Origin of the sequence: Pantoea sp. SO10, assembly GCF_005281435.1 — a bacterium.
In the GTDB taxonomy this organism is placed as follows: Bacteria; Pseudomonadota; Gammaproteobacteria; order Enterobacterales; family Enterobacteriaceae; genus Pantoea; species Pantoea leporis.
The window spans coordinates 4,101,481-4,116,638 of the sequence record NZ_CP040095.1; the positions used below are offsets into that span (position 1 = coordinate 4,101,481).

A 15,158-nucleotide genomic window follows, 5' to 3' on the forward strand; every position below is an offset into this window, starting at 1 on the left:
TTTACTCCTGCACCGGATGCAACAGCGCGCTCAGTTCCTGATGGACGCGCGCTGGCTGAATATCAATCAGGCTCTGGTGATAACCTTGCTCGGCCTCACCTTTGCGGACTTTGTGATAGCCGGTGATCAAACGAATAATGCGCGCGTGCTGAGATAACGGCGGAGTGAAGTCCGGGCTGCTTGGGCCATACAGCGCCACCAGCGGACGATTAAGCGCCGCAGCGATATGCATCAGGCCGGAATCGTTACTGACCACCGCTGCACAGTTCGCCAGCAGAATCACGGCTTGTTCAAGTTGCGTTTCACCCGCCAGAGTTTTACAGTGCGCACGCGCCGCTTCTGACAGCGTCTGCACAATGGTGTCGCCGGTTTCGCGATCTTTCGCCGAACCGAACAGCACGACCTGATAACCTTCGCCAATCAGTTGCTCTGCCAGCGCGGCATAATGATAATGCGGCCAGCGCTTCGCCGGGCCAAACTCTGCCCCCGGACAAAACCCAATCACTGGACGATCGGCGGACAGCGCAAATTGCGCCGCCGTCATCCGCTTTTCATCGTCATCGACGCGCAATTGCGGCCACAGCAACGGCTGCGGCAGCTGCTGCGCGGAAGCAACCGGTTTGTCATAGCCGAGCGCTACATAGCGCTCAACCATCAACGGAAAGGCCGCTTTGTCCAGCACGCGGACATCATTCAACACGCCATAGCGCATCTCGCCGCGCCAGCCGGTGCGACGTTTGATCCCGGCGAAAAACGGCACCAGCGCAGATTTGAAGGAGTTCGGCAGCACATAGGCGCGGTCATAGCCGCTGGCCTGCAGGGTTTTCCCCAAACGACGACGCTCGCCCAGCGCCAATGCGCCGTGGCCGAGCGGCATCGCCAGCGCCTGATTCACTTCCGGCATACGCGACAACAATGGGCGGCACCAGGCCGGCGCCATCACGTCGATCACCGCATCAGGATGCTCAGCCTTGAGCGTGCGATAGAGACTTTGCGACATCATCATATCGCCGACCCATGATGGGCCAATAACCAGAATTTTCATCGCTGCTGCCGGTTTCCTTATACGTTACGGTTCAGCCAGGCCATGTATTCGCCCACGCCTTGCGCAACGGTTTTGAACGGCTTGTCGTAACCGGCTGCACGCAGATTGGTGAGATCGGCTTGGGTAAACGCCTGATAACGGCCTTTCAGCTTGTCCGGGAACGGAATGTATTCAATCTGGCCTTTCTGATGGAAGTTCAGCACCGCATCCGCCACTTCCTGGAAAGATTCAGCACGGCCTGTTCCGCAGTTGTAGATACCGGAAACGCCGTTTTCCCAGCACCACAGATTTACCGCAACCACGTCATCAACATGGATGAAGTCGCGGCGGAAATCGTCGCTGCCTTCGAACAGTTTTGGATTTTCACCGTTGCTAATTTGCGTATTGAGGTGGAACGCGACGCTCGCCATGCCGCCTTTGTGGCCTTCACGCGGGCCGTACACGTTGAAGTAACGGAAGCCGCACACCGGTGAGTCTGCTTCGGGCAGAATCTGGCGCACGTAGTGATCGAACAGCATTTTTGAGTAGCCGTACACATTCAGCGGCTGCTCGTACTGGCGCTCTTCGATGAAATTCTCATTACGGCCGCCGTAAGTGGCAGCAGATGAGGCGTAGAGGAACGGGACTTCGCGCTCGAGGCAGAAGTGCAGCAGATCTTTGGAGTACTGATAGTTGTTATCCATCATGTACTTGCCATCCCACTCGGTGGTTGCGGAACACGCACCTTCATGGAACACGGCTTCGATGGGGCCGAGATCTTCGCCAGACATGATGTAGCTGAGGAATTCCTCTTTATCCATGTAATCGGCGATGTCGAGATCCGCCAGATTCACGAACTTGGTGCCATCCTTCAGATTATCCACCACCAAAATGTCGGTCAGACCACGGTCGTTCAGCGCTTTAACAATGTTGCTGCCAATCATGCCAGCGCCACCGGTTACGATAATCATATGCTTTGCCTTTAAAGAGTTGGGGGGAAACAGGAGGTTTCACCCACGAATGCCTATCATCATAACATTTCAGCCAGACGCAGGCAGCCAGATGACGCCGTATGCGCTGCACAAATCCTGTTCGCAGCGTGAACTATGCTGCAAAACCGAGATATTGATGGCTGAAATGTCGTTGATTCGCTTTTCGATCAGTAATATGTGCCAAATATTTGCTATCTGAGGAGCATAATCATGTCCAGTCAGTTTTATTCGCAAATTCGTCAACAACTTGAGACAACACGTCAGGACGGATTGTTCAAACAAGAACGCACCATCGCGTCGGCGCAGCAGGCAGAAATCAACGTTGCCAACAGCCCGCCCGTCATCAACTTCTGCGCCAATAACTATTTGGGTTTAGCCAATCATCCGGCATTGATCCAGGCGGCGAAAGACGGCATGGATACGCACGGTTTTGGCATGGCCTCGGTGCGCTTTATCTGCGGCACGCAGGACATCCACCAGCAGCTGGAACACAAGCTGGCTGCGTTCCTCGGCATGGAAGACGCGATTCTGTTCTCGTCCTGCTTTGATGCCAACGGCGGCCTGTTTGAAACACTGCTCAGCGCCGAAGACGCGATTATTTCAGATGCCCTTAATCACGCATCGATCATTGATGGCGTGCGTTTGTGTAAAGCGCAGCGCTATCGTTACGCCAATAATGACATGAGTGAGCTGCGTGCGCGTTTACAGGAAGCACGCGACAAAGGCGCGCGCCACATCCTGATTGCCACCGATGGCGTGTTCTCGATGGATGGGGTGATTGCCAATCTGCAGGGCATTTGCGATCTGGCCGATGAATTCGATGCGCTGGTGATGGTCGATGATTCCCATGCGGTGGGCTTTGTGGGTTCTGCCGGACGCGGCACGCACGAATATTGCGGCGTGATGGATCGCGTCGACATTCTGACCGGCACGCTGGGTAAAGCGCTGGGTGGCGCATCGGGCGGCTACGTGGCGGCGAAAAGAGAAGTGGTTGAGTGGCTGCGTCAGCGCTCGCGTCCGTATCTGTTCTCCAACTCGCTGGCGCCCGCGATTGTGGCTGCCTCGCTTCGCGTGCTGGAGCTGCTGAGTGAAGGTGACGGTTTGCGCCAGCGTCTATGGGAAAATGCCCGCTTCTTCCGCGAGAAGATGACTGCCGCAGGCTTCACGCTGGCCGGCGCAGATCACGCCATCATCCCCGTGATGCTGGGCGATGCCAAAGTGGCGCAGCAATTTGCCAGCCTGTTGCAGCAGGAAGGAATCTACGTCACAGGCTTCTTCTATCCGGTGGTACCGCAAGGTCAGGCACGTATCCGCACGCAGATCTCTGCCGGACATACGCAGGCGCAGCTGGAACACGCCGTGGCGGCCTTCACCCGTATTGGTCAACAGCTGGGCGTTATTTCAGGAGCAGGGAAATGAAAGCACTCGCCAAATTAAAAGCCGAAGAAGGCATTTGGATGGTCAAGGACGCGCCAATACCTGAACCCGGCCATAACGACCTACTGATTAAGATTCGTAAAACCGCTATCTGCGGTACCGACGTGCACATCTACAACTGGGATGACTGGTCGCGCAAAACCATTCCGGTGCCGATGATCACCGGCCACGAATATGTGGGTGAAGTGGTGGGAATGGGCCAGGAAGTTAAGGGCTTTGCCGTTGGCGATCGTGTTTCCGGTGAAGGCCACATCACCTGCGGCCATTGCCGCAACTGCCGCGCTGGACGCACGCATCTGTGCCGCAACACGGTAGGCGTTGGCGTTAATCGTCAGGGCTGCTTTGCCGAATATCTGGTGATTCCGGCGTTTAATGCCTTTAAAATTCCCGACAACATTTCTGACGAACTGGCGGCGATTTTCGATCCCTTTGGCAATGCGGTGCACACTGCGCTGTCGTTCGATCTGGTGGGCGAAGATGTGCTGATCTCCGGTGCCGGGCCGATTGGCATCATGGCGGCGGCGGTGTGCAAGCACGTCGGCGCGCGCCATGTGGTGATCACCGACATCAACGACTATCGCCTCGATCTGGCGCGCAAAATGGGCGTAACGCGCGCTGTCAACGTGGCGCAGGAAAATCTGCGTGATGTGATGGCCGAACTCGGCATGACCGAGGGTTTTGATGTCGGTCTGGAGATGTCTGGTGCGCCACCGGCGTTCCGCACCTTGCTGGAGGTAATGAACCACGGTGGTCGCATCGCGCTGCTGGGCATTCCGCCGGGCGAGATGTCCATCGACTGGAATCAGGTGATCTTTAAAGGCTTGTTCATCAAAGGCATCTACGGCCGCGAGATGTTCGAAACCTGGTACAAGATGGCTGCGCTGATTCAGTCCGGCCTCGATCTCACGCCTATCATCACCCATCGCTATCACATTGATGAGTTCCAGCAGGGCTTTGATGAGATGCGCTCGGGAAGATCCGGCAAAGTGGTGTTGAGCTGGGATTAAACCCTCATAAAAGGGAGCAATGCTCCCATTTATGATTATTCGGCCAGCGCCAGATAGCGCTGGCAAATGACCTTGGTATCAAAAGCAGCGAACTCATCAGCATGGAGCTGAGGTGGGGACTGATAAATCTCCAGCATCTTTTCTGCCAGTGATTCAGGTGTTAAATCCGCCAGTCCGCGCGCCAAATCGCCTTGTAGTAACGAAGCTGGCCCACCCGGACAGCGCGTACTCACCACCGGCGTGCCGCATAGCATCGCTTCAATCAGGACATTACCAAAACCTTCGCTGTCCGAGCTGACTATCAGCATTGTTGCCCGGCTAATCCACGCATAAGGATTGAGCGTAAATCCCTGAAAGATGACGCGATCCGCAATACCCAACTGCTGGGCCAGCGTCTGCAGCGCAGCTTTACGCTGCGGTGATCCCTGGCCTAATAACACCAGCGGCAGCGGTATGTTGCTCAGTGCATAGGCTTGCAACAAGCGATCATGACGTTTGGTTTCGTGAAATCGCCCCACATGCACCAGAAATCCCTGCGGCGGCACATCAGCCGGCTCGGCTGCACGTTGCTTAATATCTTCGATATCGAACGGATTACCAATCACGGCCTCGCGCGCCGGCGTAACCGCAAAAGCAGTCTTTAGGTCTTCCACCACCGCAGCAGAGACGCCAATCACGTTGCGTGCCTGATAAACACGGTGAATTTTGCGTGCTTTTAACCAGCGCGATAGTCCCGCACGATGGCCCAGATAGGAGGCGGAGAATACACCGTGTAGACAAAACCAGGTTTTACGAGGCAAGAGCGTCCGACAACGGCGCACAATACGATCGGTTTTGTGTAAATGAGATACCACTAAATCGTATTTACCGGCGCTCTGTTCTGCCCGCAGAACAGCGTCATCCAGCAATCTGGCGCGACGCGTTAATTCGGTCAGCTTGCGCCAGGGCTGACGATTAGTATCCTGGATGACCTGATAATCAACGCCGTCAGGCAAAGGGTAATCGCATACTTTGCGCAGCGAAAACAGCGACACCCGATGTCCCAACTCAAGCATACCGGTCACCAACGTCAGCACGACTTTTTCGGCTCCACCGCCCGGTAAACCATCAATCACCATCAGTATGCGCTTTGACAAAATGCTCCACCTGTCCGATTTTAAAACTCTGTTTGACTAAATAATGCCGCGTGAATCTTAACGCAGTCTGCTAGCAAATCCGATTTTTCACGGCGCTATTTTCGCTCTAAGCATCCGCAGCAATTAGTTTTGCGTCACTGAAAAGCACAGCGTAACATTGCGATTTTATTGGCCTCAGGCGGCAAACATGACCCGGCATGCTTTCCTTATTACCATAGACACCGAAGGCGACAACCTTTGGCGCAATCATCGCTCCATCACCACTGAAAATACCGGCTATTTGCCACGCTTTCAGGCTTTATGTGAGCGCTATGGTTTTAAACCTACCTGGCTAACCAACTATGAAATGGCAACGGATCCTGCTTTTGTCGAATTCGGCAAAGATGTGATTGCACGCAAGCAGGGCGAAATTGGCATGCATCTTCACGCCTGGAACAGCCCACCGGAAGCGCCACTCACCGATGATGACTGGCGCTGGCAACCTTTTCTGATTGAATATCCCGATGCAGTACTGCGGGATAAAGTTGCCTATATGACTGATCTGCTGGAGGAGAAGTTCCAGACAAAAATGCTCAGCCATCGTGCCGGACGCTGGGCTTTTGATGAGCGCTATGCGGCGATCTTAACTGAACTGGGCTATAAGGTAGACTGCTCCGTCACACCGCGCGTTAACTGGGCCTTCACCCGTGGTGCGCCGCAGGGGAAAGGCGGCACGAACTACACTCACTTCCCGCATAAACCTTATTTTATCGATCCTGACGACATCTCACGCAGCGGTCACTCCTCGCTGCTCGAAATCCCCATGAGCATTCAATACAAGTATTCACCGCTGATGAATACGGTCAAACAGGGTCTGTACCGCTTACGCGGCAAACAAAAGAGTCCTGCCGTTTATTGGTTACGTCCATCAGGCGGGAATCTGGCTGACATGAAACGGGTGGTTGAAATGTCGCTGGCGGAAGGCCAGGATTACGCCGAGTTTATGCTGCACAGCTCAGAATTTATGCCTGACGGCAGTCCAACGTTCAAAAACCAACAGGATATCGAGCGACTGTACGAAGATTTAGAAGCGTTGTTTAGCTGGTTAGCCCCCCGCTTCGTCGGACAGACACTGTCGGAGTATCACGACAACTTCAAACTGCAACAGGCTTAACGCTGAGTTGCTGCCATGCTTCCCATACTGCTTCTGGCGAGACATCCTGACATTCGCCCGAAGCGGTCTGCATGATCCGGTATTCCCCTGACCACGGATGCCACTGGCTGGCATTGGTATCACCAAAAAACACCACCTGCTTTTTGTGCAGCCCGGCGGCAAGATGCATCTGCCCGCCATCGCTACACAGAATCTGCTCACAGCGATCAAAACCCGCCACCAGTTCGCGCACAGATGCGGTGGGATAGCGCGCCACCCGCGGCGAATTGACCAACTGCATCAGCTCATCGGTGCGTGCTGCATCGCCTTTATCATTGAGATCGAGCGTTCCCTGCGGCGACCAGAATACCAGCACGCGCGCCTGCTCATCTTCCAGCAGCTTATTGATAAAAGCCGCATAGGATTCCACCGGCCAGCGGCGCTTTGGGCTGCGACTACTGATGTGCACGCCATAAACCTTGCCCAATGAGGAGAACAAAGCGCTGATGCGTTTGCCAGCTGCTTCACGTTCGCTGGTGGAGAGATAGAGATTCACAGCGGGTATAGCAGGCGGCGTGCTGGTTAGCGCAGAGAGATAAGAGTAGGTGTGTTCAACCTGATGCTCGCCGTGGAAATCACTTTTCTGGAACGGATGATCAAGCTGTGCGTCATTCTGAGCCGCGCCAATCACATTCCCTGCACCGGCCATTTTCGCCAATCGCAGACTGTATTTACACGGCACAGGATTCGCCAGAATGGTCGCATCAAAGCGCGTTTTACGCAGCGCCAGCATGACCTTTATTCGCTGCCAATAGACACCTAGCGTGGTTTCGTTTTTAGCGCGGTGCTTAGCTTTCTTGTAAACATACAGGCGATCAACATGCGGATTATGGCTCACCACATCCTCAGCAACTTTGTTTACTAACAAGGTCAGTTTTGCCTCGGGAAAGGCCCGTTTTAACCCTTCCAGTAGCGGGGTGGTACACACCATGTCGCCAATGTTATCGCGCCTAATCACGAGAATATTTTTCATGCTGATGCCCAGATTGAGGAGCGTTGTCTCGCTTATCCACTAAGACAAACTCAAAAAAAATGCGGAAAACCAGGGAACAAAAGGCTTTTGACCATTAATGTGCAAAAAGTTCTGAATTCCTTACTAATAATTGATGTAATAAATTTGTAAATTATTAGATGAACAATGTCGCAAACTATCCCTTTGCTCTCGGTCATCACGCCCCTGTTCAACGCTGGCGTGATGTTTGAGACGTTTATGAATTCGCTGCTGGCTCAAACTCTCACCTCACTGGAAATTATCATTGTCGATGATGGTTCCACTGACGGTTCGGGCGAACGTGCTGATGCTTATGCGCAGCAGCATCCCCATGTTCGCGTTATCCATCAGACCAATGGCGGCGTATCGCGCGCGCGTAATGCGGGCTTAGCGGTGGCGCGCGGTAAGTACGTTTCGTTTCCGGATGCTGACGACACCATGGATGCCGCGATGTATCAAACGCTGGTTGAGATGGCGGAGCGCGACAACCTTGATGCCGCACAGTGCAACGCGGAATGGTTTTTCAAAGCCAGCCAGCAAGTAAAACCGCTGATTCCGCTCGATCGCCTCACCAGCACCCAGGTACTGAGCGGCCCTGAGTGGCTTAATAAGGCGCTGCAAACGCATCGCTACATGCATGTGGTTTGGCTGGGCATTTACCGCCGAGAGTTGATCGAACAGCTCAAACTCTACTTTGAACCCGGCCTGCATCATCAGGACATTCCATGGACCACCGAGTTCATGCTCAACGCGCAACGTGTGCGTTACACCGATAAAGTGTTGTACTGCTACTACATGCATGATGCTTCCATCAGCAACCGTAAGCGCACCGGCCAGCGTAATGTGGAATATCAGCGTCACTATCTGAGAATCGCGCAGTTGCTGGAAGAGCTCAATGCACGCTACCGTCATAAGGTAAAAATCTACCCGGCATTTCACTACCAGATTACGCATGAGGCGCTCAGCGTCTGCCACTGTATCCGACGCGAACCCGAAGAGAGCGCACGTCAGGCGATGATTGCCGATCTGTTCGCTACGCAAACTCACCGGCGCATGCTGCGTAACGCGCGCGGTATAAAGCAATGGTATCAACTGCTGCTGTGGCTAAGCCGGATTTACCGCTGGCGCAAGAAATAAGCGCCGCGTCCGGCTTTCACGCCTTTGGGGTTTGCCTTACAATCAGCTGACTGAATTCTGAGATCATTTGAGTATGGCAAGCCCGATTCCAGACCAATTTGCACCGAAAAATATTCTGCTGATCAAGCTGCGTCATCACGGCGACATGCTGCTGACCACGCCCGCGATAAACGCGCTGCGCCAACGCTATCCTCAGGCGAACATCGACGTTCTGCTCTACAAAGAAACCCGTCCAATGCTGGAGGCGCACCCGGCCATTCGCCAGTTGCACATCATCGATCGCAACTGGAAGAAGGAAGGCGGCTGGCAGAAATTCCGGCATGAAATGGCCCTGCTTTCCGCGGTGCGCGCGTGCCATTATGACCTGGTGATTAACCTCGCCGATCAGTGGCGCAGCGCCATCATTACCGGATTCTCTGGCGCGCCGGTGCGTATCGGTTTTGCCTTCCGCAAACGTGATAACGCCTTATGGCGCTGGATGCACAACCATCTGGTCAGTACGGAAGATCATCATCAGCTGCATACGGTTGAACAGAATATGGCGGCGCTGAAGCCGCTGGGCATCAGCGCCGCCGGCGCAAAAGCCTCGATGCATTTCAGCACAGCCGATCAACAAATAGTGCAGGATGTACTGGCTCATCATGCGGTGAAAATGCCGTTTGTTGTGCTGCAACCCACTTCACGCTGGCTGTTCAAATGCTGGGAAGATGAAAAAGTCGCACAGCTAATTGATGCGCTCGCTGCCGAAGGCCGCACCGTGGTACTGACGGCGGCGCCGGACCAGAAAGAAATGGCAATGATCGCCAATATTCAGTCGCTGTGTCGCAGCCACAACGTGGTGTCGCTGGCGGGAGAATTATCCTTGCCGCAGCTGGCGGCGCTGATTGACGCGGCACAGCTGTTTATCGGCGTAGATTCTGCGCCGATGCACATGGCCGCCGCGCTGGAAACGCCGTGTCTTGCGCTGTTTGGACCTACCAAGCTGCAACACTGGCGTCCGTGGGGCGATCACAATCGCGTGATTTGGGCCGGTGATTATGGCCCGCTACCCTCGCCAGACGACATCGATACCAACACGCAACAGCGCTATCTTTCTGCCATTCCCGTTGAGGATGTGGTGGCTGCCGCCCGGAGTTTTTTGCATGAGTAAGTTACGCCTGGCGATTGTCCGGCAGAAATACCGCCCAGACGGCGGCGCTGAACGTTTTATTTCGCGTGCGCTGGAAGCGCTGGACAGTGAGCAGCTCGATCTCAATATCATCACTCGCAGCTGGCAGGGCACGCCGAATCCGGCCTGGCATCTGCACATCTGCAATCCAGCGAAGTTCGGTCGCATCTCGCGCGAGCGCGGTTTTGCGCGTGCCGCGCGTGAATGCTGGGAACGCGAAAAGTTCGATATTGTGCAAAGCCACGAACGCATCGCCGGTTGCGATATCTTTCGTGCTGGTGATGGCGTGCATCGCGTCTGGCTGGAGCAGCGCGCGCGCATCGTGTCACCGTGGCAGCGCTTAAGCGCCCGCCTCAGTCCTTATCATCGTTATGTGTTACAGGCGGAAGCCGATATGTTCAACGCGCCGTCGTTGAAAGCGGTGATCTGTAACTCAGTGATGGTAAAACAGGATATTTTGCGTCATTTCAGGCTCGATGCCAGCAAGATCCATGTGATTCACAACGCGATTGATAGCCAACGCTTCCAGCCAGCCAGCGAAGCGCTGCGTCATGCAGCACGTCAGCAGCTCAAACTGCCGCAAGATGCCACGGTGATGATTTACGTGGGTTCGGGCTTTGAGCGCAAAGGCTTAAAAGCGGCGATTGAAGCGGTGGCGAAAAGCGATCGCTATCTGGTGGTGGTCGGCCAGGATAAGCAGCTGTCGCGCTATCAGCAGCTGGCAAACCAGCTCAATTGCCTCGATCGCTTACGCTTCGTCGGCGTGCAGCAGGACGTGCAACCGTTCTACCATGCAGCCGATGCGCTGCTGCTGCCCACGCTTTATGATCCCTTCCCAAATGTGGTGCTGGAAGCGATGGCTTGCGGCCTGGCGGTGATCACCAGCACCGGCTGCGGCGGCGCGGAGTTTATCACCGCGGGTCAGGAAGGTTTTGTCTGCGATGCATTAGATATCAACGCGTTAAACGAAGCCGTACTGGCAACACCGGCGCTTACGCACAATTCTGCCATGGGCGAAGCCGCACGTCGCAGAATTGAACCTTATGGTCCGCAGCGGCTGGCGCAAGCGCTGACCTCACTGTATCAGCAAGTGCTGCAGACCAGCTGACGAAGTGGTATGAGCAGGCGGTTAATTTCTGATAACATGCCGCCTTTCATCTGTTTTTTGACGCGATTCTGTCGTAACGGTAACTATGACGACTCTATACACAGCCTTGCTCTACCTGATTCAGCCACTAATCTGGTTGCGCCTGTGGCTGCGCGGTCGAAAAGCACCGGCCTATCGTAAACGCTGGGCAGAACGCTACGGCTATTGCAGCGGAAAAGTGCTGCCACATGGCATTGTGCTGCACTCGGTTTCCGTCGGCGAGACGCTGGCGGCAGTGCCGCTGGTGCGCGCGTTGCGCCACCGCTATCCAACGCTGCCGATTACCGTCACCACCATGACGCCAACCGGCTCCGAACGTGCGCAGTCCGCGTTTGGCAAAGATGTACACCACGTTTACCTGCCCTACGATCTGCCAGGGTCGATTAACCGTTTCCTCGATACCGTCGATCCGCGACTGGTGATCATCATGGAAACCGAGCTGTGGCCAAACATTATCCGTATTCTGCATCAGCGCAAGATTCCGCTGGTGATTGCCAACGCGCGCCTGTCTGAGCGCTCGGCCAAAGGCTACAAGAAACTCGGCGGCTTTATGCGCGACCTGCTGCAGCGCATCACGCTGATTGCCGCGCAAAACGCCGAAGATGGCGACCGTTTCCTCAGCCTTGGCCTGAAACGTTCGCATCTCACCGTTACCGGCAGCCTCAAGTTTGATATCTCCGTAACGCCAGAGCTGGCGGCAAAAGCGGTCACGCTGCGTCGTCAGTGGGCGTCGCGTCGTCCGGTGTGGATCGCCACCAGCACTCACGAAGGCGAAGAGGCAATTGTGCTCGATGCGCATCGACGTCTACTGCAGCAGTTCCCCGATCTGCTGCTGATTTTGGTGCCGCGCCATCCGGAACGTTTCAAAGATGCCTGCGACCTGACGCAAAAACGCGGCTTCAGCTTTATCCTGCGTAGCAGCGGCGAAATTCCATCAAGCTCCACGCAGGTGGTCATTGGCGACACCATGGGCGAACTGATGATGCTGTACGGCATCGCCGACCTCGCCTTTGTTGGCGGCAGCCTGGTTGAGCGCGGCGGCCACAATCCGCTGGAGCCGGCAGCACATGCTATTCCGGTGCTGATGGGCCCGCACATCTGGAACTTCAAAGATATCTGCGCCAAGCTGCAGCAGGCCGAAGGGCTGATTACCGTTACTGACGTGGTATCGCTGCAGAAAGAAGTCGCTAACCTGCTGCAGGATGACGATTATCGCCGCTATTACGGCCGTCATGCTGTGGAAGTGCTGCATCAAAATCAGGGCGCATTACAGCGTCTGCTACAGTTACTCGAACCTCACCTACCGCCGCGAGCTCACTAATTCATGTCGCAACGCCAACGTCTCTCCGTGGTGATGATCGCCAAAAACGAAGCTGAACTGCTGCCGGAGGCGCTGGCTTCTGTCAGTTGGGCAGATGAGATTGTGGTGCTCGATTCCGGCAGCAGCGACAACACGATGCAGGTCGCTCGCGAACAGGGCGCGCAGGTTTTCCAGGCTGAAGGCTGGCAGGGGTTTGGCAAGCAGCGCCAGCGCGCGCAGGCCCATGCGCAAGGCGAGATGATTTTGATGATCGATGCCGACGAGCGCGTTACACCCGAATTGCGTCGCGCTATCGAGCAGGTTCTCGCACAGCCCGCCTCGGACAACGTTTACAGCCTCGGTCGCAGCAACCTGTTTCTCGGCCGCTTTATGCGCCACAGCGGCTGGTATCCCGATCGCGTTATGCGCCTCTATCCGCGCAAGTTCAATTACAACGACAATCTGGTGCATGAATCACTGGAGACGCAGGGTGCGCCGGTGGTGAAGCTGGCGGGCGATCTGCAACATCTCACCTGTCGTGACCTGATGGCGTTTCAGCGTAAGCAGATGAACTATGCCGAAGCCTGGGCAAATGAGCGTTTCCAGCGCGGCAAACGCTGCGGCTTGTTCTCGATCTTTAGCCACACGCTCGGCGCATTCGTTAAAACCCTGCTGCTGCGTGCGGGTTTTCTCGATGGCAAACAGGGCTGGATTCTGGCGGTGGTTAATGCGCAGTACACTTTCAACAAATACTCGGCGCTCTGGGCGCTGCATCACACCTCAACACAAGGTCGCGTATGAGTACGAAAGCGATTTATCCCGGCACCTTTGATCCCTTCACGTTGGGTCATCTGGATATTGTGACGCGTGCAGCGAAGATGTTTGACCACATCGTCGTGGCGATTGCCGCCAGCCCGAGTAAAAAGCCGCTGTTTAGTCTCGATGAGCGCGTGGATATGGCGCGTCAGGTGACGGCACATCTGCCGAATGTCGAGGTGATCGGGTTTAGCGACCTGATGGCGAACTTTGCCCAGGCGCAGAATGCCAATGTGCTGGTGCGTGGATTGCGTGCGGTTTCGGATTTCGAATATGAGCTGCAGCTGGCGCAGATGAATCGTCATCTGTTGCCCACGCTGGAGAGCGTGTTTCTGATGCCGTCAGAGGGTTTCTCGTTCGTCTCTTCTTCGCTGGTCAAAGAAGTCGCGCGCCATGCCGGTGACGTGCAGGCATTTCTGCCTGCCGTTGTGCACAAGGCGTTACTGGCGCGACTGGCGCGACTGGCGCAGCCTTAACTCAGTGCTGGCAGCGTGGACACCAGAAGGTGCTGCGCTGACCATGTTTGCCGCTGACAATCGGCGTACCGCACGCACGGCAAGGTTCGCCGGCGCGGCCATAAACCTGCAACTGCTGCGCGAAGTAGCCGGGTTTACCGTCCGTTTGCAGGAAATCACGCAGCGTGGTGCCGCCCTGCTCAATCGAGCGTAACAACACCGCTTTGATGGTGTTAACCAGCAGCTCGGCCTCTTCCTGACTCAAACTCATTGCCGAACGATCGGGCAAGATCCCGGCAGTAAACAGCGATTCGCTGGCGTAAATGTTCCCGACGCCCACCACCACTTTGTTATCCATCAGCCACTGTTTAATCACGGTGCGTTTGCAGCGTGACTTTTCAAACAGATAGGCACCATCAAATTCGCTGCTGAGCGGTTCCGGACCGAGATGGGCCAGCACGCTGCTGCCTGCGAGGTCATTGCTCCACAGCCAGGCGCCAAAGCGACGTGGATCGGTGTAGCGCAACACTTTGCCGTTGCTCATCACTAAATCGACATGGTCATGTTTGGCGGCCGGTTGTTCGCCGGGTAGCACGCGCAGACTGCCGGACATGCCGAGGTGAATGATGATCCAGCCATGCGGCAGTTCGAGCAGCAAATACTTAGCGCGACGCTGCACGCTCAATACGGGTTGGTCGCTCAGCGCGTGGATTTCATGCGAGACCGGCCAGCGCAAACGTGGATTGCGCACCACCGCATGCAGAATCGTGGCACCCACCATGTGGGGTTCGATACCGCGACGACTGGTTTCTACCTCAGGTAATTCAGGCATCTCATCTCCTCAACGAATCGCAGAAACAAAAAACCCGGCCGAAGCCGGGTTTTTCACAGAACACTAAAATTACTTAATTTTAGCTTCTTTGTAGATCACGTGCTGACGTACAACCGGATCGAACTTTTTCAGTTCTAATTTCTCTGGTTTAGTACGTTTGTTCTTCGTGGTGGTATAGAAGTGACCTGTACCAGCAGAGGAAACCAGCTTGATCTTCTCACGAATACCTTTAGCCATGATTCAGTTCCTTAGTACTTCTCACCACGGGCGCGGATTTCGGTCAGAACCGTATCGATGCCCTTTTTATCAATAACACGCATACCTTTAGCAGATACACGCAGAGTAACGAAGCGCTTTTCGCTCTCAACCCAGAAACGGTGAGAGTGCAGGTTCGGCAGGAAACGGCGTTTCGTCGCGTTCATTGCGTGGGAACGGTTGTTACCCGTTACCGGACGCTTTCCAGTTACCTGGCAGACTCGTGACATTTCTATTCTCCAAAAATCAAATCAGCTCGAGCTTTAAAA

Annotated in this window: 16 protein-coding genes; 9 read left to right on the forward strand and 7 right to left on the reverse strand. The window is 55.1% G+C overall.

Annotated elements, in window-relative coordinates; translation table 11 throughout:
* Position 1 precedes the first annotated feature (1 nt).
* Both rfaF and rfaD read right to left on the reverse strand, forming a co-directional pair.
* Positions 2-1,045, reverse strand: coding sequence for an ADP-heptose--LPS heptosyltransferase RfaF (gene rfaF, locus FCN45_RS19020; protein ID WP_137386771.1), 1,044 nt, complete (start codon positions 1,043-1,045; stop codon positions 2-4).
* Positions 1,046-1,062: 17 nt separating this feature from the next.
* Positions 1,063-1,995, reverse strand: coding sequence for an ADP-glyceromanno-heptose 6-epimerase (gene rfaD, locus FCN45_RS19025; protein WP_137386772.1), 933 nt, complete (start codon positions 1,993-1,995; stop codon positions 1,063-1,065).
* A 231-nt stretch (positions 1,996-2,226) separates the two neighbouring features.
* Between rfaD and FCN45_RS19030 the strand changes: the two genes are divergently transcribed.
* Positions 2,227-3,435, forward strand: coding sequence for a glycine C-acetyltransferase (locus FCN45_RS19030; protein ID WP_137386773.1), 1,209 nt, complete (start codon positions 2,227-2,229; stop codon positions 3,433-3,435).
* Positions 3,432-4,460 carry an L-threonine 3-dehydrogenase gene (gene tdh / locus FCN45_RS19035; RefSeq protein ID WP_101760674.1) on the forward strand — a complete coding sequence of 343 codons (1,029 nt, stop codon included), beginning with the start codon at positions 3,432-3,434 and terminating at the stop codon, positions 4,458-4,460. Before FCN45_RS19030 ends, tdh begins: the two co-directional genes overlap by 4 nt.
* A 35-nt stretch (positions 4,461-4,495) precedes the next feature.
* Here tdh and FCN45_RS19040 read toward each other — a convergent pair whose 3' ends face one another.
* Positions 4,496-5,578, reverse strand: coding sequence for a glycosyltransferase (locus FCN45_RS19040; protein WP_137386921.1), 1,083 nt, complete (start codon positions 5,576-5,578; stop codon positions 4,496-4,498).
* A gap of 205 nt (positions 5,579-5,783) precedes the next feature.
* Between FCN45_RS19040 and FCN45_RS19045 the strand changes: the two genes are divergently transcribed.
* Positions 5,784-6,749 carry a polysaccharide deacetylase family protein gene (locus FCN45_RS19045; RefSeq protein WP_137386774.1) on the forward strand — a complete coding sequence of 322 codons (966 nt, stop codon included), beginning with the start codon at positions 5,784-5,786 and terminating at the stop codon, positions 6,747-6,749.
* Here FCN45_RS19045 and FCN45_RS19050 read toward each other — a convergent pair.
* Positions 6,730-7,761 carry a glycosyltransferase family 9 protein gene (locus tag FCN45_RS19050; RefSeq protein WP_137386775.1) on the reverse strand — a complete coding sequence of 344 codons (1,032 nt, stop codon included), beginning with the start codon at positions 7,759-7,761 and terminating at the stop codon, positions 6,730-6,732. The genes FCN45_RS19045 and FCN45_RS19050 overlap by 20 nt on opposite strands.
* 204 nt (positions 7,762-7,965) lie before the next feature.
* On the opposite strand from FCN45_RS19050, the gene FCN45_RS19055 reads away from it, so the two are divergent.
* From FCN45_RS19055 to coaD, 6 genes are all read left to right on the forward strand, one after another.
* Positions 7,966-8,916: a glycosyltransferase gene (locus tag FCN45_RS19055; RefSeq protein WP_371419606.1), complete on the forward strand. Its 951-nt coding sequence runs from the start codon at positions 7,966-7,968 to the stop codon at positions 8,914-8,916.
* Between the two features lie 73 nt (positions 8,917-8,989).
* On the forward strand, positions 8,990-10,066 hold the full coding sequence (gene rfaQ / locus FCN45_RS19060) for a putative lipopolysaccharide heptosyltransferase III (RefSeq protein WP_137386777.1): 1,077 nt from the start codon (positions 8,990-8,992) through the stop codon (positions 10,064-10,066).
* On the forward strand, positions 10,059-11,192 hold the full coding sequence (locus FCN45_RS19065; RefSeq protein ID WP_137386778.1) for a glycosyltransferase family 4 protein: 1,134 nt from the start codon (positions 10,059-10,061) through the stop codon (positions 11,190-11,192). Before rfaQ ends, FCN45_RS19065 begins: the two co-directional genes overlap by 8 nt.
* A gap of 85 nt (positions 11,193-11,277) precedes the next feature.
* The gene (gene waaA, locus FCN45_RS19070; RefSeq protein ID WP_101760684.1) at positions 11,278-12,552 is read left to right on the forward strand and encodes a lipid IV(A) 3-deoxy-D-manno-octulosonic acid transferase; all 1,275 of its coding nucleotides are present in this window, start codon (positions 11,278-11,280) and stop codon (positions 12,550-12,552) included.
* 3 nt (positions 12,553-12,555) lie between these two features.
* Positions 12,556-13,332, forward strand: coding sequence for a glycosyltransferase family 2 protein (locus FCN45_RS19075; protein ID WP_101760685.1), 777 nt, complete (start codon positions 12,556-12,558; stop codon positions 13,330-13,332).
* Positions 13,329-13,823, forward strand: coding sequence for a pantetheine-phosphate adenylyltransferase (gene coaD, locus FCN45_RS19080; protein ID WP_137386779.1), 495 nt, complete (start codon positions 13,329-13,331; stop codon positions 13,821-13,823). Before FCN45_RS19075 ends, coaD begins: the two co-directional genes overlap by 4 nt.
* A 1-nt stretch (position 13,824) precedes the next feature.
* Here coaD and mutM read toward each other — a convergent pair whose 3' ends face one another.
* The 3 genes from mutM to rpmB all read right to left on the reverse strand — a co-directional run bounded on the left by mutM (position 13,825) and on the right by rpmB (position 15,119).
* Entirely contained in the window at positions 13,825-14,634 is an 810-nt protein-coding gene (mutM, locus tag FCN45_RS19085) for a bifunctional DNA-formamidopyrimidine glycosylase/DNA-(apurinic or apyrimidinic site) lyase (RefSeq protein ID WP_137386780.1), read from the reverse strand.
* A gap of 69 nt (positions 14,635-14,703) precedes the next feature.
* The gene (gene rpmG, locus FCN45_RS19090) at positions 14,704-14,871 is read right to left on the reverse strand and encodes a 50S ribosomal protein L33 (RefSeq protein WP_001051798.1); all 168 of its coding nucleotides are present in this window, start codon (positions 14,869-14,871) and stop codon (positions 14,704-14,706) included.
* Between the two features lie 11 nt (positions 14,872-14,882).
* Entirely contained in the window at positions 14,883-15,119 is a 237-nt protein-coding gene (gene rpmB / locus FCN45_RS19095) for a 50S ribosomal protein L28 (protein WP_007885297.1), read from the reverse strand.
* Positions 15,120-15,158 lie beyond the last annotated feature (39 nt).

Excerpts from the sequence above, each read along its gene's own strand:
- rfaF (WP_137386771.1), bottom strand. The coding sequence starts at position 1,045 with ATGAAAATTCTGGTTATTGGCCCATCATGGGTCGGCGATATGATGATG.
- rfaD (WP_137386772.1), bottom strand. The coding sequence starts at position 1,995 with ATGATTATCGTAACCGGTGGCGCTGGCATGATTGGCAGCAACATTGTT.
- FCN45_RS19030 (WP_137386773.1), top strand. The coding sequence starts at position 2,227 with ATGTCCAGTCAGTTTTATTCGCAAATTCGTCAACAACTTGAGACAACA.
- tdh (WP_101760674.1), top strand. The coding sequence starts at position 3,432 with ATGAAAGCACTCGCCAAATTAAAAGCCGAAGAAGGCATTTGGATGGTC.
- FCN45_RS19040 (WP_137386921.1), bottom strand. The coding sequence starts at position 5,578 with ATGGTGATTGATGGTTTACCGGGCGGTGGAGCCGAAAAAGTCGTGCTG.
- FCN45_RS19045 (WP_137386774.1), top strand. The coding sequence starts at position 5,784 with ATGACCCGGCATGCTTTCCTTATTACCATAGACACCGAAGGCGACAAC.
- FCN45_RS19050 (WP_137386775.1), bottom strand. The coding sequence starts at position 7,761 with ATGAAAAATATTCTCGTGATTAGGCGCGATAACATTGGCGACATGGTG.
- rfaQ (WP_137386777.1), top strand. The coding sequence starts at position 8,990 with ATGGCAAGCCCGATTCCAGACCAATTTGCACCGAAAAATATTCTGCTG.
- FCN45_RS19065 (WP_137386778.1), top strand. The coding sequence starts at position 10,059 with ATGAGTAAGTTACGCCTGGCGATTGTCCGGCAGAAATACCGCCCAGAC.
- waaA (WP_101760684.1), top strand. The coding sequence starts at position 11,278 with ATGACGACTCTATACACAGCCTTGCTCTACCTGATTCAGCCACTAATC.
- FCN45_RS19075 (WP_101760685.1), top strand. The coding sequence starts at position 12,556 with ATGTCGCAACGCCAACGTCTCTCCGTGGTGATGATCGCCAAAAACGAA.
- coaD (WP_137386779.1), top strand. The coding sequence starts at position 13,329 with ATGAGTACGAAAGCGATTTATCCCGGCACCTTTGATCCCTTCACGTTG.
- mutM (WP_137386780.1), bottom strand. The coding sequence starts at position 14,634 with ATGCCTGAATTACCTGAGGTAGAAACCAGTCGTCGCGGTATCGAACCC.
- rpmG (WP_001051798.1), bottom strand. The coding sequence starts at position 14,871 with ATGGCTAAAGGTATTCGTGAGAAGATCAAGCTGGTTTCCTCTGCTGGT.
- rpmB (WP_007885297.1), bottom strand. The coding sequence starts at position 15,119 with ATGTCACGAGTCTGCCAGGTAACTGGAAAGCGTCCGGTAACGGGTAAC.